Origin of the sequence: Streptomyces sp. NPDC002476 (genome assembly GCF_042889785.1) — a bacterium.
Lineage (GTDB): Bacteria > Actinomycetota > Actinomycetes > Streptomycetales > Streptomycetaceae > Streptomyces.
In genome coordinates this window covers 359764-384238 of sequence record NZ_JBIARH010000003.1, presented here as the reverse complement: position 1 = coordinate 384238, position 24475 = coordinate 359764, and the positions used below count along the sequence as shown (strand labels likewise).

17 protein-coding genes are annotated in these 24475 nt (G+C 73.3%); 14 read left to right on the top strand and 3 right to left on the bottom strand.

Annotated features, from left to right (window positions below; translation table 11 throughout):
- Nucleotides 1-121: 121 nt before the first annotated feature.
- The 6 genes from ligD to ACFYXM_RS05485 all read left to right on the top strand — a co-directional run bounded on the left by ligD (nucleotide 122) and on the right by ACFYXM_RS05485 (nucleotide 12033).
- Nucleotides 122-1018, top strand: a complete 897-nt coding sequence (gene ligD / locus ACFYXM_RS05510; protein ID WP_389287091.1) for a non-homologous end-joining DNA ligase — start codon at nucleotides 122-124, stop codon at nucleotides 1016-1018.
- Between the two features lie 867 nt (nucleotides 1019-1885).
- Nucleotides 1886-4081, top strand: coding sequence for a PBS lyase (locus ACFYXM_RS05505; protein WP_389287089.1), 2196 nt, complete (start codon nucleotides 1886-1888; stop codon nucleotides 4079-4081).
- Nucleotides 4078-4431 carry a zinc-ribbon domain-containing protein gene (locus ACFYXM_RS05500; RefSeq protein ID WP_389287087.1) on the top strand — a complete coding sequence of 118 codons (354 nt, stop codon included), beginning with the start codon at nucleotides 4078-4080 and terminating at the stop codon, nucleotides 4429-4431. Before ACFYXM_RS05505 ends, ACFYXM_RS05500 begins: the two co-directional genes overlap by 4 nt.
- Nucleotides 4432-4801: 370 nt before the next feature.
- Nucleotides 4802-8104 (top strand): FtsX-like permease family protein, encoded by a 3303-nt coding sequence (locus tag ACFYXM_RS05495; RefSeq protein ID WP_389287085.1) that lies wholly within the window; start codon nucleotides 4802-4804, stop codon nucleotides 8102-8104.
- 1 nt (nucleotide 8105) lies between these two features.
- Nucleotides 8106-10868, top strand: a complete 2763-nt coding sequence (locus ACFYXM_RS05490; RefSeq protein ID WP_389287084.1) for an FtsX-like permease family protein — start codon at nucleotides 8106-8108, stop codon at nucleotides 10866-10868.
- 211 nt (nucleotides 10869-11079) lie between these two features.
- The gene (locus ACFYXM_RS05485) at nucleotides 11080-12033 is read left to right on the top strand and encodes an ABC transporter ATP-binding protein (protein WP_389287083.1); all 954 of its coding nucleotides are present in this window, start codon (nucleotides 11080-11082) and stop codon (nucleotides 12031-12033) included.
- A 111-nt stretch (nucleotides 12034-12144) separates the two neighbouring features.
- On the opposite strand, the gene ACFYXM_RS05480 is transcribed toward ACFYXM_RS05485, so the two are convergent.
- Nucleotides 12145-12846 carry an ABC transporter ATP-binding protein gene (locus ACFYXM_RS05480; RefSeq protein WP_389287081.1) on the bottom strand — a complete coding sequence of 234 codons (702 nt, stop codon included), beginning with the start codon at nucleotides 12844-12846 and terminating at the stop codon, nucleotides 12145-12147.
- Nucleotides 12847-13140: 294 nt separating this feature from the next.
- The gene (locus tag ACFYXM_RS05475) at nucleotides 13141-13611 is read right to left on the bottom strand and encodes an ArsI/CadI family heavy metal resistance metalloenzyme (RefSeq protein WP_389287079.1); all 471 of its coding nucleotides are present in this window, start codon (nucleotides 13609-13611) and stop codon (nucleotides 13141-13143) included.
- 80 nt (nucleotides 13612-13691) lie between these two features.
- Here ACFYXM_RS05475 and ACFYXM_RS05470 point away from each other — a divergent pair, with 80 nt between their 5' ends.
- The 8 genes from ACFYXM_RS05470 to ACFYXM_RS05435 all read left to right on the top strand — a co-directional run bounded on the left by ACFYXM_RS05470 (nucleotide 13692) and on the right by ACFYXM_RS05435 (nucleotide 22771).
- Nucleotides 13692-14087, top strand: a complete 396-nt coding sequence (locus ACFYXM_RS05470) for an ArsR/SmtB family transcription factor (RefSeq protein WP_389287078.1) — start codon at nucleotides 13692-13694, stop codon at nucleotides 14085-14087.
- Nucleotides 14084-15190: an ACR3 family arsenite efflux transporter gene (gene arsB, locus ACFYXM_RS05465; protein WP_389287076.1), complete on the top strand. Its 1107-nt coding sequence runs from the start codon at nucleotides 14084-14086 to the stop codon at nucleotides 15188-15190. The genes ACFYXM_RS05470 and arsB overlap by 4 nt, the downstream gene beginning before the upstream one ends.
- Nucleotides 15183-15590, top strand: a complete 408-nt coding sequence (locus ACFYXM_RS05460; protein ID WP_389287075.1) for an arsenate reductase ArsC — start codon at nucleotides 15183-15185, stop codon at nucleotides 15588-15590. Before arsB ends, ACFYXM_RS05460 begins: the two co-directional genes overlap by 8 nt.
- Before the next feature lie 449 nt (nucleotides 15591-16039).
- Nucleotides 16040-16813 carry a hypothetical protein gene (locus ACFYXM_RS05455; RefSeq protein WP_389287073.1) on the top strand — a complete coding sequence of 258 codons (774 nt, stop codon included), beginning with the start codon at nucleotides 16040-16042 and terminating at the stop codon, nucleotides 16811-16813.
- Entirely contained in the window at nucleotides 16810-18363 is a 1554-nt protein-coding gene (locus ACFYXM_RS05450; protein WP_389287072.1) for an ATP-binding protein, read from the top strand. Before ACFYXM_RS05455 ends, ACFYXM_RS05450 begins: the two co-directional genes overlap by 4 nt.
- Nucleotides 18364-18537: 174 nt before the next feature.
- Nucleotides 18538-20007 carry an FtsW/RodA/SpoVE family cell cycle protein gene (locus ACFYXM_RS05445; protein WP_389287070.1) on the top strand — a complete coding sequence of 490 codons (1470 nt, stop codon included), beginning with the start codon at nucleotides 18538-18540 and terminating at the stop codon, nucleotides 20005-20007.
- Nucleotides 20004-21470: a peptidoglycan D,D-transpeptidase FtsI family protein gene (locus tag ACFYXM_RS05440; RefSeq protein WP_389287068.1), complete on the top strand. Its 1467-nt coding sequence runs from the start codon at nucleotides 20004-20006 to the stop codon at nucleotides 21468-21470. Before ACFYXM_RS05445 ends, ACFYXM_RS05440 begins: the two co-directional genes overlap by 4 nt.
- A gap of 56 nt (nucleotides 21471-21526) precedes the next feature.
- Nucleotides 21527-22771: an amidase family protein gene (locus ACFYXM_RS05435; protein ID WP_389287186.1), complete on the top strand. Its 1245-nt coding sequence runs from the start codon at nucleotides 21527-21529 to the stop codon at nucleotides 22769-22771.
- Nucleotides 22772-23125: 354 nt separating this feature from the next.
- Here the strand turns inward: ACFYXM_RS05435 and ACFYXM_RS05430 are convergent, their stop codons facing one another.
- Nucleotides 23126-24244, bottom strand: coding sequence for a ferritin-like domain-containing protein (locus ACFYXM_RS05430; RefSeq protein ID WP_389287067.1), 1119 nt, complete (start codon nucleotides 24242-24244; stop codon nucleotides 23126-23128).
- Nucleotides 24245-24475: the final 231 nt, after the last annotated feature.

Genomic DNA, 24475 nt, shown 5'->3' with positions numbered 1-24475 from the left:
CTTGTGTGCGCATGAGGTCTGGATGGATGCGTTGGACGCGTTGAATGCGTTGGATGCGTACGAGCCGCGCTCGACGCCCGTGTTGTGCCTATATGCACGGGAATCATGTGATTCTTATCGTATGACGCCGATCACAGAGGTGGAGGGGCGACGGCTGGCGCTCAGCAATCTCGGCAAGGTGCTGTATCCGGCCACCGGCACCACCAAGGGCGAGGTGCTCCACTACTACGCGACCGCGGTGGCGCACCCCCTGCTGGCCCATCTGCGCGACCGCCCCGTGTCCTTCCTGCGCTATCCGGACGGGCCCGACGGGCAGTGCTTCTTCACCAAGAATCCGCCGCCCGGTACGCCGTCCTGGGTACGGACCACTCCGGTGCCGCATCGCGAGGACGAGCAGGCCAGGCAGGTGGTCGTGGACGACCTGGCCTCGCTGATGTGGGCGGCCAACCTCGTGGTGGAGTTCCACACCCCGCAGTGGCGCGCCGGAGCACCCGGGACCGCCGACCGGATGGTGTTCGATCTGGACCCGGGGGCGCCCGCGACCGTGGTGGAGTGCTGCGCGGTGGCGCGGTGGCTGCGCGACCGGCTGGCCTCGGACGGGCTCCTCGCCTGCGGGAAGACCTCCGGGTCGAAGGGGCTGCATCTGCTCGTGGCGGTGGAGCCGACCCCCGCCGAGCGGGTGTCGGCCTACGCGAAGAAACTGGCCGTCGAGGCCCAGGAGGCGCTTCCGGACCTGGTGGTCCACCGGATGATCCGCGCGTTGCGGCCGGGGAAGGTGTTCATCGACTTCAGCCAGAACGCGGCGGCGAAGACGACCGCCACCCCCTACACCTTGCGCGCCCGCCCCGAGCCGACCGTCTCCGCCCCCGTCACCTGGGAGGAGATCGAGGAGTGCCGGGCGCCCGGAGAACTGGTCTTCCTGGCCGGTGACATGGCGGCCCGGCTGGCACGGTACGGCGATCTGCTCGGGCCGCTCGACGACCCCGAACGGGCTCGGCCGCTGCCGACGAAGGACTGAGGCGCTCTGCGGCCCCGGCCGGTGTCGCCGTGCCGCCGCCCCACCATGCCCGTGCCCACGTCCGCGCCCACTGCCACGTCCGCGCCCACTGCCATGTCCGTGCCCACTGCCATGTCCGCGCCCGTGTCCGTGCCCCGCTTCTCCCGCCCCGACTCGTTGTGGTTTTCTTGACCAGCCACGATCAAGCCCGTGCGACGGCGGCGGAACGGAGACCCGCTGCGGACACGCACACCACCGGGCCCGGTGGCAGCCGTACCGACCATTCGGCACGACCACAGGAATGGAAGTGATCACGCGCGTGCGCATCCCCCGTCCCCACCCGATCCCGGATGCCCACATTCCGGAGGACCGCCCTCCGGGAGCCCGCCTCCTGGGCGCGGCGCTCGTCGGGGGTCCGGGCCCGACCGGCTGCTCGGCGGACGGGCCGTCGGCCTGTCGGAGCGACTACGCGGCCCACCGGCCCCTGCGCGTCGTCGGCCATTCCTCCGCGGGCAGTCCGGACGTGGTGCGGAAAGCCGTGTGGCGCCTGGCGGACGGTGACGCGGCGGCTCCGGTTCCCGGACGGCCGACGGGTGGCGAACCAGCCGACGGGTAGCGGACCGGCAGACGGGTAGCGGACCGGCAGACGGGGGCGGACGGCCCGTGGCAGCCGTTCGCGGTCGGCGGCCGACGGGCAGCCGTCCATGGTCCCGCGACCAACGGGGCCGGACACCGGAGGAGATCGTTCCGCCCGGCGGTCCGATAGCGCATGACGAGAACTTTGTCATGTCCGTCAGGAAAAGAACGCATGTGGAGGGCACACGGTCGGACCGTGGTGCACACTCTGGCAGACACTGCTTCGTGTGAATCGCGTGGGGAGGCGAGGGCGTGTTCGCAGGGATCGACGAGGTCGACTGGGCCTCGATGGAGCATGCCTACGGGCCTGCCGATGACGTACCGACGATGCTGCGGGGGCTCGCCTCCGACGATCCGGTGGTGCGCGAGGCGGCACTGGACGGCATGTACGGGGCCGTGCACCACCAGGGCGAGGTGTACGCCTGCACACTGGCCTGCATTCCCTTCCTCTTCGAGCTGATCGTGGATCCGGACGTCCAGGACCGGGGCAGCGTCGTGGAGCTGCTCACCAGCATCGGCGGCATCGATCTGGGCGAGGACGACGAGGACGAGATCGCCGAGGAGGAGATCGAGGGGGCGGCGAACTACGCGATGGCGGCGACCGCCGTCACCGCGGGGTCCGGGGTGTTCTGCGAGCTGATGGCCGACGAGGACCCCGGGGTGCGGCTCGCCGCGCCGATGGCGCTCGCCGGGCTCCACAGCCACCCGTCGCGAGTGCTCGCGCTGCTGCGGGAGCGGCTGCCGGTGGAGCCGTCCGAGGAGGTACGGTTCGCGCTGGTCGAGGCGGCCGGGCGGGTCGCGCTGCGGCACCGTTCGCTGGCCGGGGAGGCTTCGGCCTGGCTGACCCGGCTGACCGGCGAGGGGTTCCCGCCCGGGCTGCGGCTCGCCGCGCTGGCCCAGTTGGCGCGGTGCGCGCCGGACGCGCTGCCGGGCGACGTCGTACGTGTGGTGACGGGCCTGCTGCGGCAGCTGCGCCAGGCCCCCGCACGGTGCTCCGCCCCGACCGCCCGCGGCACGGGCTGCGAGCCCCGGCCCGGCCTGGCCGCCGACGTGATCGCGGCCCTCGACGCGCACGCCGAGACGTCCGGCGCCGGGGAACCGCCCACGGAGGAACGGGCCGCGGCCCGGCTGGGCCAGGCCCGGGCGCTGTCCGGCGAGGAGGTCCCGGCCCGCACCGCGCCCTGGACCGCGGATCTGCTGCGTACGCTCCACACCGGCCTCGACGACCGGGTCGCCGAGCGGACGGCGCTGCTGACCGATCAGCTGCGCAGCCCCGACCACCAGCAGCGGATCGACGCGCTCCGGATGAGCAGTGCGCTGATCCGGGTCTGGCGGGGGTCCTACGACGAGCTGGTCCGGCTGGTCGGCGAACAGCTCGCCACGCCCGAGCCCCGGCTGGCCGGCGCCGCGGCCCAGGTGCTGGAGGACCTCTTCGGGCTGGCCGCGCCCGCCTCGGACGCGCTGGCGGCGCGGGTCGCGGCGGATCCCGCCTCGTGGGTACGGGACTGGCCCAGCGGCCCCCCGGCGCTCGGCAGCGCGGTGAAGTCGCTGGCCCGCCTCGGCGACCCCCGTGCCGTACCGGCGCTGGCCGCGGCCCTGGAGCGGCGCGAGATACCCCACGACGTGGGGTTCGCCATCGGTTTCCTGGGGCCGGCGGCGGCCCCGCTGGCGGGGGTGCTGCGCCGCAGGCTGGGCGAGGTCCGGCTGGACGAGGCCGCGTACGACCGGGCGAGCCCGCTGCTGATGGCCCTGACCGCGATACCCGCGGGCGAGGCGGTGCCGGAGGTGCTTCGGGTGCTGCGCGGCGCCCCGGCCTACCGGGGCGAGTGGCTGCGTACGGCGGCACTGCGGGCGCTCGGTTCGTTCGGGCCCGCCGCGCGTGACGCCGTACCGGATCTGCGCGTGCTGCTGCGCGACCCCGGGGCGGTCTCGGCGGTGGAGGCCGTCGAGGCGGCTCAGGCCCTGTGGGCGGTCGACGGGGACACCGACGCCGTACTGCCGGTGCTGACCGAGGGGCTGCGGGCGGGACGTGTCCACGAGGTGCGCGCCGCCGTCAACGCCGTGGCCGGGCTCGGGGCGCGGGCGGCGACGGCCGCGCCCCGGCTCCGTGCGCTGCTCGACCACGGGGAGTTGTGGCTGCGAGTGGACGCGGCGGCCGCGCTGTGGGAGGTTTCGGGGCGGGCCGAGGAATCCGTTCCGGTGCTGCTGGCGGCCTGGGAGCGAAGCCGTCAGTCCCGGGTCCGCGTGGCGCGGTGCCTGGCGCGGATGGGGGCCGCCGGTGCCGGGCCGGACGCTGCGGGGATGTTGCGCGCCGAACTCGCCTCCGTACGGCGCCACAACGCGATGGACGGCACCTTCGGCAGCCACGACACCTACGACGACGAACAGCTGCTGACGTTCTGTCGGCAGGCACTTCCGGGCGACACGGGGAAGGGACCCACGACGTGATCATTTTCGGTACGCGGGGATATCTGTACCAGCTGGCCGTGCTGACGCTGGTCTGCGGCTGGTGCGGCAATCCGGCCGCGCACACGCTGCGCAAGCGGGTCACCAAGTTCACGCTGTTCTTCGTGCCGCTGTTCCCGTTCTCGACGAAGTTCGCGACGCAGTGCACGTTCTGCGGCGGGGAGCAGCAGATACCGAAGGAGCAGGCGGAACAGCTGCTGGCGCAGCACGCGGCCGCGCAGCAGGGCAACCCGTTCGGGCAGGCGCAGGGGTGGGGACAGGCGCCGGGGCAGGGCCAGGGACACCCGGGGTACGCGCCGGGCGGGCCCGGTCGGAACCCGTACCAGAACTGACGACCTGGGGAGCAATAGGGAGCGGATCGGCGAGCGGCGTCGTGCGGCTTCGAATCCAAGGCGGAGAAGGGAGGCGACGCAGAGCGTCGGCGACCGACGACAACGCCGGAGGCGGAGTCGCAGAGCGTCGGGAGCCCGCTCCCTCTTGCTCCCCAGGTCGTGAGACCGGCCACCCGGCGTACGGGGCAGCGTCGGTGATCAACGCGCCAGAGTTTGCGCCTCACAGCCCGGATTCCGTTCATAGAGCGCCGATTTCCGGTCACAATCCGGTCAAGCCCGCTTCACTTTCACTCACCCCGCCGCATCTGGTCTGACAACATCACCGGAAAGTCTGAGGCGACGGTGACAGTAGAGGCTTGGGGGAAGCCGAGTGACGACGTATGGGGGGCGTTTCGCGGGGTTTTCGGGGCGTGCCACGCTCGTCCTGGCGAGGGCGCGGGCGCATCGCACGCTGATCACCGCCGCGCTCGTCACCGTCCTGCTGACCACGTCCGTGCTGGCGGCCCTGGCCGCCTACTCGACCGCGATCGGCGACGCGGCCCTGCGCCACTCGCTGGCCGAGCCGCGCAATGCCGCCGATGCCGCGCTGGTCGTCAAGGCCGAGGTGGCGGCCGATCGTCGCCGGACCGCCGACGCCGCCGTGCGCGACGGAGCGCGCCGGGTCTTCGACGGACTGCCGGTGACCGTGCGGACGCTGGTGCGCTCCGGCCCGTACGCCCTGCCTGCAACCACCCCGGCCGCGGCCACCCGGCCCGACGACAAGCCCGACCTCACGCACTTCGCGGCGATCGACCCCACGCAGGTGCGGATCAGCGGAGGGCGCCTGCCCCGTGCGGGCGCGCCGGACGTCGAGGTGGCGATGCCCGAGACCGCCGCGCGGCGGCTGCGACTGGCGCCGGGCGCCCGCCTCACCGTCACGGACCGGCTCGACGGGCCGCCCGTGCGGATCCTCGTCACCGGCGTGTACCGGCCCACCGACCCGGCCTCCCCCTACTGGCTGCTGGACGAACTCGGCGGTCGGGGCGTACGGGCGTCCACCTTCACCACCTACGGCCCCCTGCTGACGACGCCCTCCGTCGTCACCGGCGGCCGGGTGAGCGGCGGAGGGTCGGGGTGGCTCGCCTCCGCCGACTTCGCCAGCCTCACCGCCGACCGCATCGGCGCCCTGCGCGCCTCCGCGCGCACCGGGCCGGCCCTGCTCGAACTGCCCACCGGGGACGGCAGCAAGGGCGGTACGGTCGGCGGGACGACCGCGAGCACCGCCCTGCCCGAGGTCCTCGACCGGGTCGAGCGCTCCCTGCTCGTCTCCCGCTCCACCCTCCTGATCGTCGCCCTCCAGCTCGCCCTGCTCGCGGCCTGCGCGCTGCTGCTCGTGGCCCGGCTGCTCGCCGCCGAACGCACCGGCGAGACCCGGCTGCTGCGCGCCCGCGGCGCCTCCCGCCCCGCCCTCGCCGGCCTCGCCGTCCGGGAGGCGCTGCTGCTGGCCGGGCCCGCGCTGCTGATCGCCCCGCTGCTGGCGGGCCCGCTGATCCGGCTGCTGGCCGGGCAGGGGGCGCTGGCCCGGCTCGGACTGGAGCTGGAGGTGTCGGCCGGCGGACGGCTCGGCGTGTGGCTGACGGCGGCCGGAGTGGCGCTGGGGTGCGCGCTGGCGGTGACCCTGCCGGCGGTCGCGGCGACCGGGTTCCGCACGTCCCGCGCCCACGCCCTGCCCGCTCCGCTGCGGGCCGGGGCGGACCTGGGGCTGGTGGCGGTGGCCGGGGTCGCCTACTGGCAGCTGGACCGCCGCACGTCGGGCGCGGTGAGCGCGGACACGACCGGCGCCCTGGGCATCGACCCGCTGCTGGTCGCCGCGCCCGCCCTCGCGCTGCTGGCCGGCGCGGTCCTGACGCTGCGTCTGCTGCCGCTGGCCGCCCGGCTCGCCGAGCGCCGGGCGACGGGCGGGCGGGGGCTGGCCGCGGCGCTGGCCGGCTGGCAGCTCAGCCGCCGTCCGGGGCGCGGCGCCGGTCCCGTGCTGCTGCTCGTCCTGGCCGTCGCGCTCGGCGTACTGGCGATCGGCCAGGGCTCCTCCTGGGAGCGCTCGCAGGACGACCAGGCCGACTTCGCGGCGGGCGCGCCGGTGCGGATCCTGGGCACCGGCGGCGGCGAGTTCGGCCGCACGCAGGACTACGCGGCCGTGCCCCATGTGCGCGAGGCCGTCCCCGCCGTGCGGACGACCCTGCCGCTGTCCGGGCGCCGCACGGCGACGGTGCTGACGCTGGACACCGCACGCGCGGCGGACACCGTCCTGTTCCGCCCCGACCTGGCGCCCGCCCCGATGAAGCAGCTGCTGGCGGGGCTGGGTCCCGGTGAGTCGGCGGGCGCGCGCGTGCCCGCCGGGGCGACCCGGCTGACGCTGACGGCGACCCTGGCCGGTTCGGCGCGGGGCACGAAGAGCGCGGCGACCGTGACCCAGACGCTGGAGGACGAGCACGGCGTCCCCTACCCGTTGCCGTCCGGCGAACTCCCCGCCGACGGGCGCCCGCACACACTGTCCGTCGAACTGCCGCGCAACCACGGGCCGTTGACGCTCACCGGGGTGGAGCTCGTGCTGCCCGTGCCGTCCCTCCGAGCCGAACAGCAGACCCTGACCCTCGACGCCCTGACCGCGACGACCGCCGCCGGCACGGCACGGCGAGTGCCCCTGCCGGCGTCCTGGACGGCGGTCTCCGGCACCCAGGGGCTGGGCTCGCCCGGCTCCGACACCGCGCCGGCCCGCCCGCGCGTCCGCCCCGCCGCGCACCCGACCGTGGTGTACGGCACGGGCTACATTCCGTCCTACCAGCCCTGGCTCAGGCCGTCGCTGACACTGCGCATGCAGGTGACACAGCCCAGGACCACCGCTGTGGCCGCCCTCGCCACCGATCGCTTCCTCGCCTCCGCCGGCGCCCGCCCCGGTCAGACGGTGGACATCGCCTTCGACGGGCAGAACGTGCCCGTGCGGATCGTGCGCGCCCTGCGGCAGCTGCCGACGACCCGGGGCGGGGAGCAAGAGGACGACGGCGGCGCCGTGCTCCTCGATCTGCGCGCCGTGAACCGGGTCCTCCAGACACGCTACGGGGCAGCCGTCACGCCCACCGAGTGGTGGCTGCGGCCGGACTCGCCCTCGGACAGCGCGGGCATCGCCACCGCTCTGCGCGCCCGGCCCGACCTCGATCCCGGGCAGATCGTCGTGCGCGACGAGATAGCCGCCGAGCTGCGCGACGACCCGTTCGGGGCGGGCCCGGAGGCCGCGTTCACCGCGGCGGCCGGGGCGGCTGCGGTGCTGGCCGCGCTCGGGTTCGCGGTGAGTGCGGCAGGGGCGCTGCGGGAGCGGAATGCCGAGTTCGCGATCCTGCGTGCGCTGGGCGCCCCGCGCCGCCGGCTGGCCCGTGCCGTCGCGGCCGAGCAGGGCGTCCTGATCGCGCTGGCGCTGGCCGTGGGCACGGGCCTGGGCATCGCCCTGACCCGCGCGGTGCTGCCGCTCATCGTCCTGACCGGCGAGGCCACCCGCCCGGTGCCGGATCTGCTGGTGGAACTGCCGCCGCTTCGGGTGGCCGCCCTGCTGACGGCCGTGGCCGCCGTCCCGGTCGTGGTCGTGGCGCTACTGGCGGTGCGCCAGGCCGATCCGGTGCGGGCGCTGCGGGAGGGGGAGTGACATGGTGATCCCGTTCAGGCGTGTGGAACGTGCCGCCGCCCCCTGGGTCCGCACCCGTCTGCGGTCGGCCCCCGGTGCCGCTCTCGCGCTCGCGCTGCTGGTGGCGGTGACCGCCTGCCTGGCCGCCGCGTTCCCGCGCGCGGTGGAGCGGTACGAGGACGCGGGCCTGCGCCGCTCCGTCGAACAAGCACCCCATTTCCGGAGCGTCGTCCAGCTGTCCGCCCCGGCACCCATGACGGTGGAGATGCCGCAGGACGAGCGCGAGGAACTCCTGCGCCCCGCCACCGTGAAGTACGACTACGACAGCATCCTCGGCACGGTCCGGCGCCCCTTCGTCCCCGACCTCGGCCAGTCGTCGTACGGCGCGGCCACTTCCGTGAACCATGAGGTACCCGATCCCTGGCTGCCCCGGCCGAGCGGGCTGCCCGCCCGGGTCGCCCTCGTCGCGCAGGCGGGCATGGCCGACCACGCCCGGCTGGACGAGGGCCGTCTGCCACGCGCATCCGGCACGGTCACCGCGAAGACGCCCGAGGTGGAGGCGGCGGTCAGCGCGGACACCGCCAAGAGCCTGCGCATCAGGGTCGGGTCGGTCCTGCACGTCTCCAGCGCGGGCCCGGACACGCTCGACGTCCGGGTCACCGGCATCGTCGCCCCGCGCGACCGGGACGGCGCCTACTGGACGGCGGACCCCCTGCTGCGCACGCCCGCGCTGACGCGGGCAGTGCCCGCCGACCCGAACTCGCCCCAGTACTGGCTCGGCGCCCTGCTGCTGGCACCCGAGGCCGCCCCCGCGCTCCTGCGCATCGAGGAGCTGCCCCACCGCTACTGGCGGCTGGCCCCCGCCCCGGACACCCTGCACCACCGTGACCTGGGCGCGCTCGAATCCGCGGTCGCCTCCCTGGAGTCGGGCCCCAGTCTCCAGCAGGTGCGTGACGCCGCCGACCCCCGCATGGAGTCCTCCACCGACCTCGACGAAGTGCTCGCCTCCCACTCCCGCCTGCGCTCCGGCCTCTCCACGCTGATCTCGATCGCGGCGTTCGGCAGCGGTACGGTCGCCGTCGTCGTCCTGGTGATGGCGGGCGGCCTGGCAGCCGACCGCCGCCGCACCGAACTGGCCCTGCTGCGCGCCCGCGGCGCCTCGTTGCCGGGTCTCACCGCCCGCCTGCTCGCGGAGACGGCGGTGGTCGCCGTCCCGGCCGGGGCGCTCGGCCTGGCCGTGGCGATGTGGGCCCTCCCCGGCGCCCGGACCTCGCCCGCCGTACTGGCCGCCCTCGCGGTCACGGTCGTCGCCTGCGCCGCCCTCCCGCTGCGGGCGGCGGCCGCCCACCGGCGCGTCCGCATCCCCGCGCTCCGCCAGGACGTGACGTCCGTACGGCCGTCCCGGCGACGTACGGTCGCGGAGCTGACGCTGGTGACGGTGGCCGCCGCCGCGGTGGTGACCCTGCGCCGGCAGGGCACGTCCGGGGGGCCCGGTGATCAGCTGATCGCGGCGGCGCCCGTGCTGGTGGGGGTGATCGCCGCGCTGCTGCTGGTCCGCCTCTACCCCTTCCCCCTGCGTATCCTGGCCGGCCCGGCCGGGCGGCTGCGCGGGGTGGTGAGCCATCTGTCCCTGGCCCGGGCCGGCCGCAGTTCCGCGTCCGCGGTGCTGCCGCTGCTCGCCCTGCTCACCGCCCTCACCACGGCCTCGTTCGGCGGCTCGGTCCTGGCGGGTATCGGCGAGGCCCGGGACCACTCGGCGCTCCTCGCCGTCGGGGCCGACGCCCGGCTGAGGTCGCCGGTGGATTCCCTGCCCCCGGGGCTGGCCGACCGGGTGCGCCGGGTCCCCGGCGTGCAGGAGGTGACGGCGGTGAGCATCGCGTACCGGACGAAGTCGAACGACGGGCATCAGGCCGTCCCGGTGGTGGGCGTGGATCCCGGCGGCTACGCGGAGCTGACGAGGCGGACGGGGCTCGGTGCCTTCTCCGAAGGAGCGTTGAAGAAGGGCCGGAGCGGCTCGGGGGCCGGGGCCGTGCTGCCCGCCGTGGCCTCCCCGAGCGTGGCGGACGCCCAGGGCTCGGCTCCGTTCCCCGTCAGCATGGAGGACGGCAGCAGTGTCACCGTCCGCATCGTCCTCGTCCGGGACATCACTCCGGCCGTGACGGGCGCCGACTTCCTGGTGGTGGACCGCGCCGGCCTCGGCGCCACGGCGGCCAGGCCGTCGACGCTGCTGGTGACGGGCCCGGAAGCGGACGGCCGTGCCCTGCGCGAGGCGGCCCGGAACGCGGTGTCGGTCCATCTCCGCGCCGACGAGAGAGCCCGGTACCTCGACTCCCCCCTCCAGTCCGGCGTGGAGCGCCTCTACACGGCGGCGGTGGCGGCAGGCGCCGGCTACGCCGTGCTCGCGCTGCTCCTGTCTCTCCTGCGCGCCGCTCCCGAGCGCATCGCGCTGCTCGCCCGCCTCCGCACCATGGGCCTCACCCGTTCGCAGGGCCGCCGCCTGCTCGTCCTGGAGTCCCTGCCCCAGGCCGTGCTCGCCGCGGCGGGCGGCGTCCTGACCGGCTGGGCCGCGATCCGCCTGCTCTCCCCCGGCATGGACCTGGCCGCGGTGGCCCTGCCGCTCTCGACCGCTCCCCCGGAGCAGACCCCGCTGCACCCCGACGCCTGGTCGCTGACGGTGCCGGCGCTGGCCGTGGTGGCGGTGACGGTGGGAATCGCCGGCGTACAGGCGTGGTGGGCGGGGAGGAGAGGAGCGGTGCGGGAGTTGAGAGCGGGTGACACGAAGTGAGAAGGGCGGCGCGCCCCGCCCCCGGCGGCCTCGGCGCCAGATCCTGGGGGCTCCGGCTGCCTTGGCCCCTGACCCCGGCGGACTCGGCTGCCCCGGCCCCGGACCTCGGCGGCCCGGGCGGCCGCGGCCTCCGTTCCGGCGGCCTCACCCGCACGCGCCGGCCCCGGCGCGCACCCGGCCGGCTGCGGCCCCTCATCGACCAAGGAGCCCGATGACGACGAACCCCACCCTCGCCGAACTGGCCGACAAGGCGACCGCCACCCGCGACCGGCCCGCCTACGGCCACGACGCCCTCATCACCTGCGACCGTCTGGTCCGCGTCTTCTCGGTGGAAGGCGTGGAGGTGCAGGCCCTCCAGGGCCTCGACCTGCTCGTCCGCGAGGGCGAACTCATGGCCCTGGTGGGCGCCTCGGGCAGCGGCAAGTCCACCCTGATGAACATCCTGGCCGGCCTGGACACCCCCACCGCCGGGGCCGCCCAGGTGGCCGGCCACAACCTGCTGGCCATGTCCGCGAAGGACCGCCTGTACTACCGGCGCAAGGTGGTCGGCTTCATCTGGCAGCAGACCTCCCGCAACCTGCTGCCGTATCTCACCGCGGCCCAGAACGTCGCCCTGCCCCTCCAGCTGGCCGGCGGGCGCCGCTCCCGGGCCCGCACCGAACGAGCCCTGGAACTGCTGGAGTTGCTCCAGGTCGCCGACTGCCGAGACCGCCGCCCGCACGAGATGTCCGGCGGTCAGCAGCAGCGGGTCGCGATCGCCGTGGCCCTCGCCTGCGATCCGGCGGTGCTGTTCGCCGACGAACCCACCGGCGAGCTCGACTCCCACACCGCCGAGCAGATCTTCGCCGCCTTCCGCACGGCGAACGAGGAGCTGGGCACCACCATCGTCATCGTCACCCATGACCGCGCCGTGGCCACCGAGGTCCGCCGCACGGTCGCCATCCGCGACGGCCGCACCTCCACGGAGGTCCTGCGCCGAAGCGAGGTCGACGAGACCACCGGCAACGAGACGCTGGTGGCCCGCGAGTACGCCATGCTCGACCGGGCGGGCCGCCTCCAGCTGCCCGCCGAGTACACGAGGGCGCTCGGCATGCGCGACCGAGTGGCGCTGGATCTGGAACAGGACCACATCACCGTATGGCCGGACGACAGCGGGCACAGCTGATCGCCGGGCGTGACCGGACAGCGGTGCACGGACCGCCGACGCTCCCGGCCCATGCGACGAGGAGCAGGTCGGGGGCGTCCTTGACGCAATCCTGACCGGCGACGGCTCGGCCTACTCCCCCGTCTCCTCCCGTACCTCCCCGTCGCGCAGTTCCAGCACCCGGTCGGCCAGGCCGAGCAGCGTCGCGTCGTGCGTGGCCACCAGGGCGGTGACCTGTTCGCTGCGCACCACCGCACGCAGCAGTTCCATCACGGCATGGCCGGTCTCCGCGTCCAGCTGCCCGGTGGGCTCGTCGGCGATCAGCACTGAGGGGTTGTTGGCCAGAGCGCGGGCGATGGCGACCCGCTGCTGCTGGCCGCCGGAGAGCTCGCCGGGCCGCTGGGCCGCGTGGTCGGCGAGGCCCACCAGGGACAGCAGCAGCTCGACTCGCTCCTCGCGCTCCCTTACGCCGGCACGGCGCATGCGCATCGGCACGCCCACGTTCTCCGCGGCGGTCAGGATCGGGATGAGGCCGAAGGACTGGAAGACGAAGCCGATCCGGTCCCGGCGCAGCGCCAGCAGGCCGTCCTCGCCGAGCTCCGACAGGTCCAGGCCGTCCACGGTGACCCGGCCCCGGTCCGGTGCGTCGAGCCCTCCGACGACGTTCAGCAGGGTGGTCTTCCCGGAACCCGAGCGCCCCTTGAGCGCGACGAGCTCACCGCGGGGGATGTCGAAGGAGACGCCGCGCAGGGCATGGACGGCGGCGGCTCCCTGGCCGTACGACTTGTGGACGTTCTCGACGCGCACCATGGTCCCCGTGACGACCTGGCTCATGTGTCCTCCCTTGATCCCCCGTGGGCCGGTGGTCAGTATCGCGGCCTTCCGCCCGGCACTCAATGGCTCTACGGCCCTTCACCCACCGCGGGAACCGATCTCCGGCGGAAGACGCGTCGGCCGGGGTCGCGGAGTCCTCTCCGGCACAGCCGACGCACCGACGACCAGATGAAGGAACAGGCCGCGAAAGCACGCCGAGCCCTCGAACACGCCACAGCCCCGGTCCCAAGGCGTTCGGAGTCCTTCGTGTCCCGGCCCGGCGCACCGAGGCAGCGGTGAGCCGGGCCGGGTGGTTCAGCTGCCGCACGCGCAGTTTGCGGGCTCCGCGGCTTCGGCGGTCGCGTCCTGCCCGGCGCAGCAGGTGTCGCCGTCCAGGACGGGGTTCTTGCCGAGCTGATCGGCGTCACCCTTGACGACGTAGACCTCCCAGGGCTCCTTGCCTGGGCCGGTCACCCAGACCTTGTCCTGGAGGGCGTAGCAGCAGGACGTGTCGTTCTCTTCGAACGTCGCGAGGCCGGCGTCCTTGAGCCGGGTGGTGGCGGCCGTGACCTCGTCGGTGGTGGCGACCTCGACGCCGAGGTGGTCCAGGCGGGTGGCCTGGCCGGGCTCGCCCTCGATGAGGACGAGTTTGAGCGGCGGCGTGGTGATGGCGAAGTTGGCGTAGCCGGGGCGCCGCTTGGCGGGCTCCACACCGAACAGCTTGGAGTAGAAGGCCACCGATGCTTCGAGGTCGGCGACGTTGAGCGCGAGCTGGACACGGGACATGGCAGTCTCCCCGATCGGGTTGCATCGATGTCTGTCGATGCAACCTTGCGCCTTGGATCGAAGAACGTCAACATAGAAGCATGTCGAAACAAGAGCTTGTGGTGCTCGGCCAGGACGGCGCTGACGGATGCTGCCCCGGCCTGCTGACCGCACCGCTGGACGAGGGCCAGGCGGAGACGCTGGCCAAGGTGTTCAAGGCCCTGGGCGACCCGGTCCGCCTCCGGCTGCTGTCGATGATCGCCTCCCGCGCGGGCGGAGAGGTCTGCGTCTGCGACCTCACCCCCGCCTTCGACTTGTCGCAGCCGACGATCTCCCACCACCTGAAACTGCTCAAACAGGCCGGGCTGATCGACTCCGAGCGGCGCGGGACGTGGGTGTACTACCGGCTGCTGCCCCGGATGACCGACCAACTGGCCGCGATCCTCACCCGCCCCGCCGGCCAGCCGCTGCCCGACCCCGCCGGGGCCGCCTCGTGAACACGAACACCGCGGGGCCGGTCGCCGGGCGGCTGTCGTTCCTGGACCGGTTCCTCGCCGTGTGGATCCTGGCCGCGATGGCCGCGGGTCTCGGCCTGGGCCGCCTCGTCCCGGGCCTGGGCGACGCGCTCGCGAAAGTGACCGTCACCGGGGTGTCGCTGCCGATCGCGCTCGGCCTGCTCGTGATGATGTACCCGGTGCTGGCAAAGGTCCGCTATGACCGACTCGACACCGTGACCCGCGACCGCCGCCTGCTCATCCCCTCGCTGATCCTGAACTGGATCGTCGGCCCGGCCCTGATGTTCGCCCTCGCCTGGCTCTTCCTGCCCGACCTGCCCGAGTACCGCACCGGCCTGATCATCGTCGGTCTCGCCCGGTGCATCGCCATGGTCATCATCTGGAACGACCTCGCCTGCGGCCACCGCGAGGCCGCCGCCGTCCTGGTCGCCCTGAACTCCGTGTTCCAGGTCCTCGCGTTCAGCCTGCTCGGCTGGTTCTACCTCTCCGTCCTCCCCGGATGGCTCGGCCTTCAGCAAACCGCCCTCGACGTATCCATGTGGGAGATCGCCCGCTCCGTGCTGATCTTCCTGGGCATCCCGCTCCTGGCCGGGTTCCTCACCCGCCACCTGGGCGAAAAGGCAAAGGGCCGCACCTGGTACGAGGCGAACCTGATCCCCCGGATCGGGCCGTTCGCCCTCTACGGGTTGCTGTTCACCATCGTCGTGCTGTTCGCCCTCCAAGGCGACGCCATCACCTCCCAGCCCCTCGACGTCGCCCGGATCGCGCTGCCGCTGCTGGTCTACTTCGCGCTGATGTGGGCCGGATCCATGGCGGTCGGCCGCGCAGTCGGACTCGACTACCCGAAAGCGACGACGCTGGCGTTCACGGCCGCGGGCAACAACTTCGAGCTCGCCATCGCGGTCGCCATCGCCACCTTCGGCGCCACCAGCGGCCAAGCCCTCGCCGGAGTCGTCGGCCCGCTCATCGAGGTTCCCGTCCTCATCGGCCTCGTCTACGTCGCCCTCGCCGCCCGCCGCTTCTTCCCCCAGCCCATTTCGGTGACCGAACCAGCCACCGTCCCGGAAGGTCCCACCCGTGTCTGAAACCAAGCCATCCGTGCTGTTCATGTGCGTTCACAACGCGGGCCGCTCCCAGATAGCCGCCGCCTACCTCACCCACCTCGCGGGCGACCGCGTTGAGGTCCTCTCAGCCGGGTCCGCACCGGCCGACACGGTGAATCCCGCCGTCGTCCAGGCGATGGCCGAAGTCGGCATCGACCTGTCGGCCGAGACACCGAAGATGCTCACCATCGAGGCCGTGCAGGCATCCGATGTGGTGATCACCATGGGATGCGGGGACACCTGCCCCGTCTTCCCCGGCAAGAAGTATCTCGACTGGAAGCTTGATGACCCGGCCGGCCAAGGCATTGACGCGGTCCGGCCAATCCGAGACGAGATCGAGGAACGCATCCGTGGCCTTCTCTCCGCTCTACAGCCTCGCTGACGCAGCTGCGGCTGGGCGACCGATGGTGTCGCGGCAGGACGGCTGAGCCGTCGAAAATGCAGGGACGGACTGACACTTCTCAGCGCCGATGACGCAGTTCACCACTGCACCTCGCTGGTCACCACCGCCGAGCGATGCAGCCTTTCGCAAGAACGGACAGTGCGCGCGACGGCGTCGGCCGGAACCCCCTGTACCGCACCGGTACACAGCCAGTACTAAATAGGAATGAACGACTTCCTTCCGAATAAGGTCTAAGGGCTGTCCCGTAATCCATGGTGGATCGGCGTGCGGCGTCGGATGTGGTGCATCGCAAGGCGGAGGGGCGTCCGCATACCGGATGTATGCGGACGTTCCGACAACGCGGCGAGGTGCCGCAGCCGTCGTCGCTCGCCCGCCAGGGATTACGGGACAGCCCTTAGGGGGCATGGGCCAAGGGAAGGGAGCGTGACATGCGTCCGCGTCGCCGCGTTCGGTGCCGTACGGCATTGGCCCTCGGGGCCGCCGCCGGTGCCGTGCTGCTGGCCGGCTGCGGTGGGGGAGGCGGGCTGCGGAGCACCGGACCGGCCCCGCACGCCGTCGGGCCCGCCCGGCTCTGGCCCGAGCTGCCGCCCGCCTCCGCCGCCCCGTACGACTACGGCGAGGGCGAGACCGCGCGCATACCGGGGATCGAGGTGCCGGACGGCGACGTGCACCGACTGGACCCGGTCGCGGTGGTGCGGGCCGGACTGAAGGCGCGCTCCGAGCGGTCCGGCGGTGCGAAGGACCTTCCCCCCGACACCGTCCGCCGCCTCGACGCGTGCGGCGAGGAACCGGCCTCCTGCCCGGTGCTGCGCCCCTACTTCCGCGATCTGACGGGGGACGGCAAGGACGAGATGGTGCTGGGCATCCGGTTGCCCGACCAGCAGATCTCCGTACGCGTCTACAAGCCGGAGGCGGGCGGTCTGACCCGGATCCTGTCCACCTCGGACGCCGTGATCAGCATCGAGCTGGCCGGGCGGGACCTGATCATGCGGGTGCCGTCGGCCATCCGGGGCTACGAGTACCGCACCGCCTGGTCCTGGGACGACCGGCAGCGCGCCATGCTGCCCACACGGGACGAGATCCTGCGGATGCCCTCGCCCCGTGCGCCGCGGACCCCCGTCGAGACCGGCCCGCCGAACCCGGTCCCGGTCCCGGACACCACCGCCACCCCCTCCGTCGGCGTCCCCGCGGAGCGGCGATGAGACCGTACGGCCTGCGGCGGGGTGCGGCGGCCCGGCGTCATGGATCCGGCGGACGGGCCGGTACGGGGCCGCGGCGCCTGCGAATCCCGGCCTGGACGGCGACGCTCACCTGGAAATCGGCCGTCTTCATCACGGTGATGTGCTGCGCCCTCGCCGCCCTGCTCAGCGTGCTGGTGCACGGGGAGGTGACCCGCACGACCGTTGCCGAGGCCCGCGAGAAGGCGCTGTTCCGGCTTTCGGAGGTCACGACCGCGTACGAGGCGGGCGAGGCGCTGCCGCCGGGCTCGGGCATCGATCCGCCGGGGCTGCCCCCTGCCCTGCGCGCGCTGGCCGCCCGGGGCGAGCGCGGCACGCTGGTCGCCGACCGCGACGGGCGTCCGGTCATGTGGGCGGCCGCCCCGGCCGACGGCGGAACACTGGCCACGACGGTCGACTACGGCCAGAGCGTCCGCACGATCAACGCGCTCGACCGGGCGATCGTCGGCTCCTCGCTGCTGGCCACCGGCGCCACCCTGCTCGTCGGCGCGTTCGCCGTCACCCGGGTCACCCGGCGGCTGCACCAGACGGCCCGGGTGGCCCGCCGGATCAGCGCGGGCGACCTCGACGCCCGGGTCGACGACCCGCGCACGGCGCACCCCTCGCGTCCGCAGGACGAGGTGGCGATCGTCGCGGGCGCGCTGGACACCATGGCCTCCACCCTCCAGCGCAAGCTGCTGGCCGAGCAGCGTTTCACCGCCGATGTGGCGCACGAACTGCGCACCCCGCTCACTGGTCTGACGGCCGCCGCCGAACTGCTGCCGCCCGGGCGGCCGTCCGAGATGGTGCGCGACCGGGTCGGCGCGATGCGGGCCCTGACGGAGGACCTGCTGGAGATCTCACGGCTCGACGCCCGTACGGAGCAGGTCGAACTCGACGTGTTCGAACTCGCGCCGCTCATCGAGCGCGTGGTGCGCGCGTCCGGAACGCAGACCGAGGTCCGCCACGGGAAGACCGCGACGGGAGCGGGCGCGGGTACGGCGGCCGGAGCCGCGCGGCGGCGGGAGCACACGCCCGCGCGGCTGCCCGTGCCGGTACGGGTCGAGACCGACAGACGGCGGGTCGAGCGGGTGCTGGGCAATCTGATCGCCAACGCGCACAAGCACGGCCGGCCCCCGGTGCTGCTGACGGTGGACGGGCCGACGGTGACCGTACGCGATCACGGGCCCGGCTTCCCGGAGTACCTGCTGGACTGCGGCCCGCAGCGGTTCCGTACCGAGAGCGGCGGCAAGGGTCACGGCCTGGGGCTGACCATCGCCGTCGGGCAGGCCGCGGTGATCGGCGCGGAGCTGACCTTCGCCAACGCCCCGGACGGCGGCGGGGCGGTGGCCCGCCTGACGCTCCCGGAATACGCACGGCCGGACGACGACGGGACGTGTGTCCGGCCATCGGAGGGAGAAGCGGCGGACCGCGTACGGCGGCCGGACGGCGAAGGAACCGCGCGCGCACGGCGGCCCGACGAGGCGACGGCACGGGGCGGGAACGCGAGGGCGCGGGACGGGAACCCCGGCTGACGCGCCTGGTGGACGGGCTTCGGCCGCCGGGCCCGGCCGGCACTCCTGGCTGCCGTGCCGGACCGACACGCACGGCCGACGTTGCCGGCCGCCAGGGCCTGGTCGGCATCCCCCGCTGACATTCCCGCTATGACATAAGGGAAATAACCCTCGCATCTTGCTACGTTGCGTGGCATGACCGTAACGACGGCGGACACACCCCCGCCCGCTCTGCGTCTGCCCAAGCGGCGCGGGGTCGAGTTACTGCTCCTCATCGGTGCCGTCCTCGTCCCGGTCTACGGCTACGCGGCCGTCGGGCTGGCCAGGAACGGCGCCGTCCCGCCCGACGTGGCCGGCTACGGCGGCGGGCTGGGGCTGCTCGCCCTCCTCGCCCATCTCGCGGTCCGCTTCCGCGCCCCGTACGCCGATCCGCTGCTCCTGCCCATCGCCGTACTGCTCAACGGGCTGGGGCTGGTGCTGATCTACCGGCTCGACCTGGAGACCCCGAAGGACCAGGCCGCACCCACCCAGCTGGTCTGGTCGACGCTCGGCGTGGCGCTGTTCATCGTCGTGGTCGTCTTCCTGCGCGACCACCGGGTGCTCCAGCGCTACGCCTATCTCTCGGTCGCCACCGCGCTGGTCCTGCTGATCCTGCCGATCTTCTTCCCCGCGGTGAACGGCGCCAAGATCTGGATCCGGGTCGGCGGACTCTCCTTCCAGCCCGGCGAGTTCGCCAAGATCCTGCTCGCCGTGTTCTTCGCCGCGTACCTCGCCGCGAACCGCAACGCCCTCGCCTTCACCGGCCGCCGGATCTGGAGGCTCCAGTTCCCCACCGGCCGGGTGCTCGGCCCGATCGTGGCGATCTGGGTGCTCAGCGTCGGCGTGCTGGTCCTGGAGCGCGATCTCGGCACCTCGCTGCTCTTCTTCGGCCTGTTCGTGATCATGCTGTACGTGGCGACCGGCCGGACCGGCTGGATCGCGGTGGGCCTGCTGCTGGCCGCGGTGGGCGCGTTCGTCGTCGGCTCCCTCGAACCGCATGTGCACAGCCGGGTCCAGGACTGGCTCGACCCGTTCGCCACCATCGCCGCCGGACGGGGACCCAGCCAGCTGGCCCAGTCGCTGTTCGCGTTCGCCGCGGGCGGGATGCTCGGCACCGGACTCGGGCTCGGCCACTCCGTCCTCATCGGCTTCGCCACCAAGTCCGACTTCATCCTGGCGACCGCGGGCGAGGAACTCGGCCTGACCGGGCTGACCGCGATCTTCCTGCTGTACGCGCTGCTCGTGGCCCGCGGCTACCGCGCCGGGCTGGCCCTGCGCGACCCGTTCGGGCGACTGCTGTCGATCGGTCTCGCCTCGATCCTGGCCCTCCAGGTGTTCGTGATCGCAGGCGGGGTGATGGGGCTGATCCCGCTGACCGGCATGGCGATGCCGTTCCTCGCACAGGGCGGATCGTCCGTCGTGACCAACTGGATCATCGTGGCGCTGCTGATCCGGCTCAGTGACCAGGCCCGCCGCCCTCAGCCCGCCCACGCGGAGACCGGGGTCATCGCGCCGGAACCGAAGGACCCGGCACCCGGGCCGAAGGGCTCCGGGCCGGGGCCGAAGGGCGGGGGCGCGGTGCCGGGACCGAAAGGCTCGACGCCCGGACCGAAGGACATGCCGTGATCCACTGCATCCGCCGTGCCGCCGCCCTCTGTCTGCTGCTGCTGGTGGCCCTGCTGCTGAACGCGGCGCGCATCCAGGTCTTCGAGGCCGACAGCCTCGACGCCAACCCCGCCAACCGCCGCCTCACGATCACCCGTTACAGCCAGTCGCGCGGCGACATCCTGGTCGGCGGGACGTCCGTCACCGGCTCCAGGAACACCGGCGAGCAGCTCGCGTACGAACGCACGTACCGCGACGGTCCCCTGTACGCGCCGGTGACCGGCTACGCCTCTCAGACGTACGGAACCACCCTGATCGAGCACGCCGAGGACGGCGTCCTGTCCGGCACCGACTCGGCGCTCGCCCCGTTCCCGTTGTGGAACGAGATCACCCGGAGCCGGCAGCCCGGCGGCGACGTGGTCACCACGATCGACGCCTCGATGCAGCGCGCCGCCTACGAGGGGCTCGACGGGCGACGGGGGGCGGTCGCCGCCGTCGAGCCCTCGACCGGCAGGATCCTGGCCCTGGTCTCGACCCCTTCGTACGATCCGGGGCTGATCTCCGGCACCGGTCCGTCCGTCACCGACGCCTGGCGGCGGCTGAACGCGGACAAGAGCCTGCCGATGCTCAACCGGGCGATCCGGCAGACCTATCCGCCGGGTTCCACCTTCAAGATCGTGACCGCGGCGGCGGCGCTCGACGCGAACGTGGTCGTCGATCCCGACGCCGGGACCGACACCCCGTCGCCGTACGTGCTGCCCGGCACCCGGACCACGCTCCCCAACGAGGCGGAGGGCTGCGAGAACGCCTCGCTGGCCGAGGCGATCCGGGTCTCCTGCAACACCGTGATGGCCGAACTGGGGGTGCAGGTCGGCCTGGAGGACATGGTCGACGCGGCACGGCGGTTCGGCTTCGACGACACCGGGCTGCGGATCCCGTCCGGGGTGGCCAAGAGCAATTTCGACACCGAGATGAGCGACGACCAGCTGGCGCTGTCGTCGATCGGGCAGTTCGACACGACGGCGACCCCGCTCCAGATGGCGATGGTCGCCTCGGCCGTGGCGAACGGCGGCGACCTCAAGTACCCGTATCTCGTGGACCGTACGACCACGAAGAGCGGCTCGGTGGTCCGCCGGTACGGCCCGCGCACCTACCGGCGGGCGATGAACCCGCGTACGGCGATGCTGCTGCGCGAGATGATGGTCGACGTCGTGGAACGCGGCACCGGTTCCAATGCCGCGATCGACGGCGTGACCGTGGGCGGCAAGACCGGCACCGCGCAGCACGGCCTCGACAACTCGGGCCTGCCGTATGCCTGGTTCATCTCCTGGGCGCAGTCGCCGGACTCGGGCCGTCCGGCCGTCGCGGTCGCCGTGGTCGTGGAGGACGCCGCCGCCCACCGGGCCGACATCAGCGGCGGCGGCAGCGCCGCCCCGATCGCGCGTTCCGTGATGGAAGCCGCCCTGGGCACCCTGCGAGACTGACCGCGCGGCGGATACGGATCCGCGTGGCGGATGCGGGGGGGGGACGCGTGACGGACATGACCGGTACGGGCGATACGGGCGCGGTGGTCTCGGCGCTTGAGCGGATCGGCCGGGACGACCCGCGTCTGTCCGCGTTCGTCGAGGTGTGGCACGAGCAGGCGGTCGCGGACGCGGAACGCGCCGCCCACCTCCCGCTGGGCGCCCTGCCGTTCGCCGTCAAGGGCCGGGCCGGGATCCGCTCGTACGCGGCCCGGCGGCTGATCGCGGCCGGCGCGGTGCCGGTCGGCTCGACCTCGGTACCCGGCCCCGGCACGCCTTGGCAGACATGGGGGCTGGGCGCGCACGGCCGTACGGTCAACCCGTGGCGGGCCGACCGCACCCCGGGCGGTTCCTCGGCGGGCTCGGCGGCGGCGGTCGCGGCGGACATGGTGCCGCTGGCCACCGGGAGCGACGGGGCGGGATCGGTACGGATTCCGGCGGCGTGGTGCGGGGTGTTCGGCCTGAAGACGACGAACGGTCTGCTGCCCTCGCCCGACCGGTCCGGGCTCGCCTCCGCCGGGGTGCTGACGCGCTCGGCGGCCGGCGCCCTGACGTACCTGCGCTGCGTACTGGACGCGAACCGCGGCCGGGGCCCGGAGGGCCTGCCGACCGTCCCGGAGGGCCTGCCCGGCGTCCGGGGCGGACACCGCCGCCGCGTCCCCGACGCGGACCCGCAGGCGGCGCCCGCCCTCCCGGTCCCGGCCCTCCCGGTCCCTGCCGTCTTCAGCCCGGACCTGGGATACGCGGACGTCGAACCGGAGGTCGCGGCGGTGGTCCGGCGCGCCGTGGACCGCCTGGTGGCGGCCGGCGTGGTGCGGCCGGCGGACCGCACGTGCGACCTGCTCGACCCCCGGGAGGCGTGGCAGGAGGTCCGGAGCGGGGAGCCTTCCCCGCACGCCCGCGAACTGCGGCGCGAGAACGACCGCCGGCTGGACGCGCTGTTCGCCCGCGTGCCACTGCTGCTCAGCCCGGCCACCCCGAACCGTCCGCACGGCCACGACGGTCCCGGCGAGGTCTACTCGACCGCCCTGGCCTGGGCGTTCAACCTCAGCGGGCATCCCGCCGCGACCATACCGGCCGGTTTCACGGCGGACGGCTGTCCGGTGGGTCTGCAATTGGTCGCGGAGCACGGGGCGGACGTCTCGCTGGTCGAAACGGCCCGTGCGGCGCAGGACGCGCTGTCCACCGTGCGGTCCCGACACACGGCGTCGACGGCCGGCGCACCGGCAATCGGCCGCCCGGCCATGAACCGGCCCGGGTGAGCACAGCCCGCCTCGCATTTCCCGGTCGGGCACTCGCCGGGCGGGATGGTGGCGGCCTCGTACGCCGCCGAACGGCCGGACCGCGTGCCGGGAGCGGTGAACCTCGACGGCTTCTGGACGCCATGGACGCCGTCGGCCTCTTCGCCCTGTTCCGCCGCGTCCACTGTCCGCTGCTGCTGGTCCGGGCCCTGCACCGGGTGCCGACGCCCCCGGCATGGAGTGGCTGGACGAGTTGACGGAGGCGTACGGGCACGGCCTGGCCCGGGACCTGGCGGAGCCGGCGGCCGAACGGGCGGGCGTCACCGCCGAGGGCATCGAGGCGACGCACGCGATGCTGCCGGAGGCCCGCTCTCGCTACTCCCCCGGCGTGCTCGACGCGCCGTGCGCCACCGCCTCCTCGACCTCGGCGACCCGGGCGCTCTCCTCCGCCGCGAAGCGTTCCCGGTCCAGTCGCTCGGCCAGTTCCTCGTCCTGGGTCATCAACAGATCCAGGTTCGTGTCGCCGAGTTCGAGGACGCCCATGTCCACGTACGCCTGCTGGAGCCGTTCGCCCCACAGCCCGATGTCCTTGACGCACGGCACGATCCGGCTGAACAGCAGCCTGCGGAAGAGCTGGAGGAACGGCGAACGCTCGGACAGTTCGTGCGCCTCCTCCTTGCCTATGCCGAAGTTCTCCAGCACCTCGACGCCCCGGAGCCGGTCCCGCATCAGGTAGCAGCCCTCGATGACGAACTCCTCGCGCTCACGGCGCTCGGCATCGCTCAGCTGCTTGTAGTAGTCGCGCAGCGCCATCCGCCCGAAGGCGACGTGGCGGGCCTCGTCCTGCATGACGTAGGCGAGGATCTGCTTGGGCAGCGGCTTGTCCGTGGTGTCGCGGATCATGCCGAACGCGGCCAGGGCGAGTCCCTCGATGAGAACCTGCATGCCGAGGTACGGCATGTCCCAGCGGGAGTCGCGCAGGGTGTCGCCCAGCAGCGCCTGAAGGTTGTCGTTGACCGGGTAGAGCATCCCGATCTTCTCGTGCAGGAACCGGCCGTATATCTCCGCGTGCCGGGCCTCGTCCATGGCCTGGGTCGCGGAGTAGAACTTCGCGTCGAGGTCGGGTACGGACTCCACGATCCTGGCCGCGCAGACCATGGCGCCCTGTTCACCGTGGAGGAACTGGCTGAACTGCCAGGAGGCGTAGTGCTTGCGCAGTTCACCCCGGTCCTTGTCGGTCATCTTCGCCCAGTGCGGCGTGCCGTACAGGGTCAGGGCGTCGTCGGGCGCGCCGAGCGGGTCGAAGGGGTCCACCTCCAGGGACCAGTCGATGCGCTTGTTGCCGTCCCACTGCTTGTCCTTGCCCTTCTGGTAAAGGGCGAGCAGGCGTTCACGGCCGTCGTCGTAGTCCCAGCTGAAGCGGGCGGCGCCGGTGGCGGGCACCTGCCACAGCGGTGCGTCGGGGGCGGTGGTGTACAGGTCGAGCGTCGACATGGACGGCTCCTCACGCCTCGCGTACCTCATCCGTCACGTTCCTTGCCTGTCACGTCGGTTGGCAGGTTCACACGTTGATAGACACCGGGTCAACAAGTTGCACGCAAGGGATTGACGACTTTACTGACAAGCAGTCTCATAAGAAGTGACCGCCGGTAACGTCGACTGGTCACCCCGGCCGCCCCTGTCCCCGCCCTCGCTCCCATCCCCCCACTGTCACCTTCATCCCTC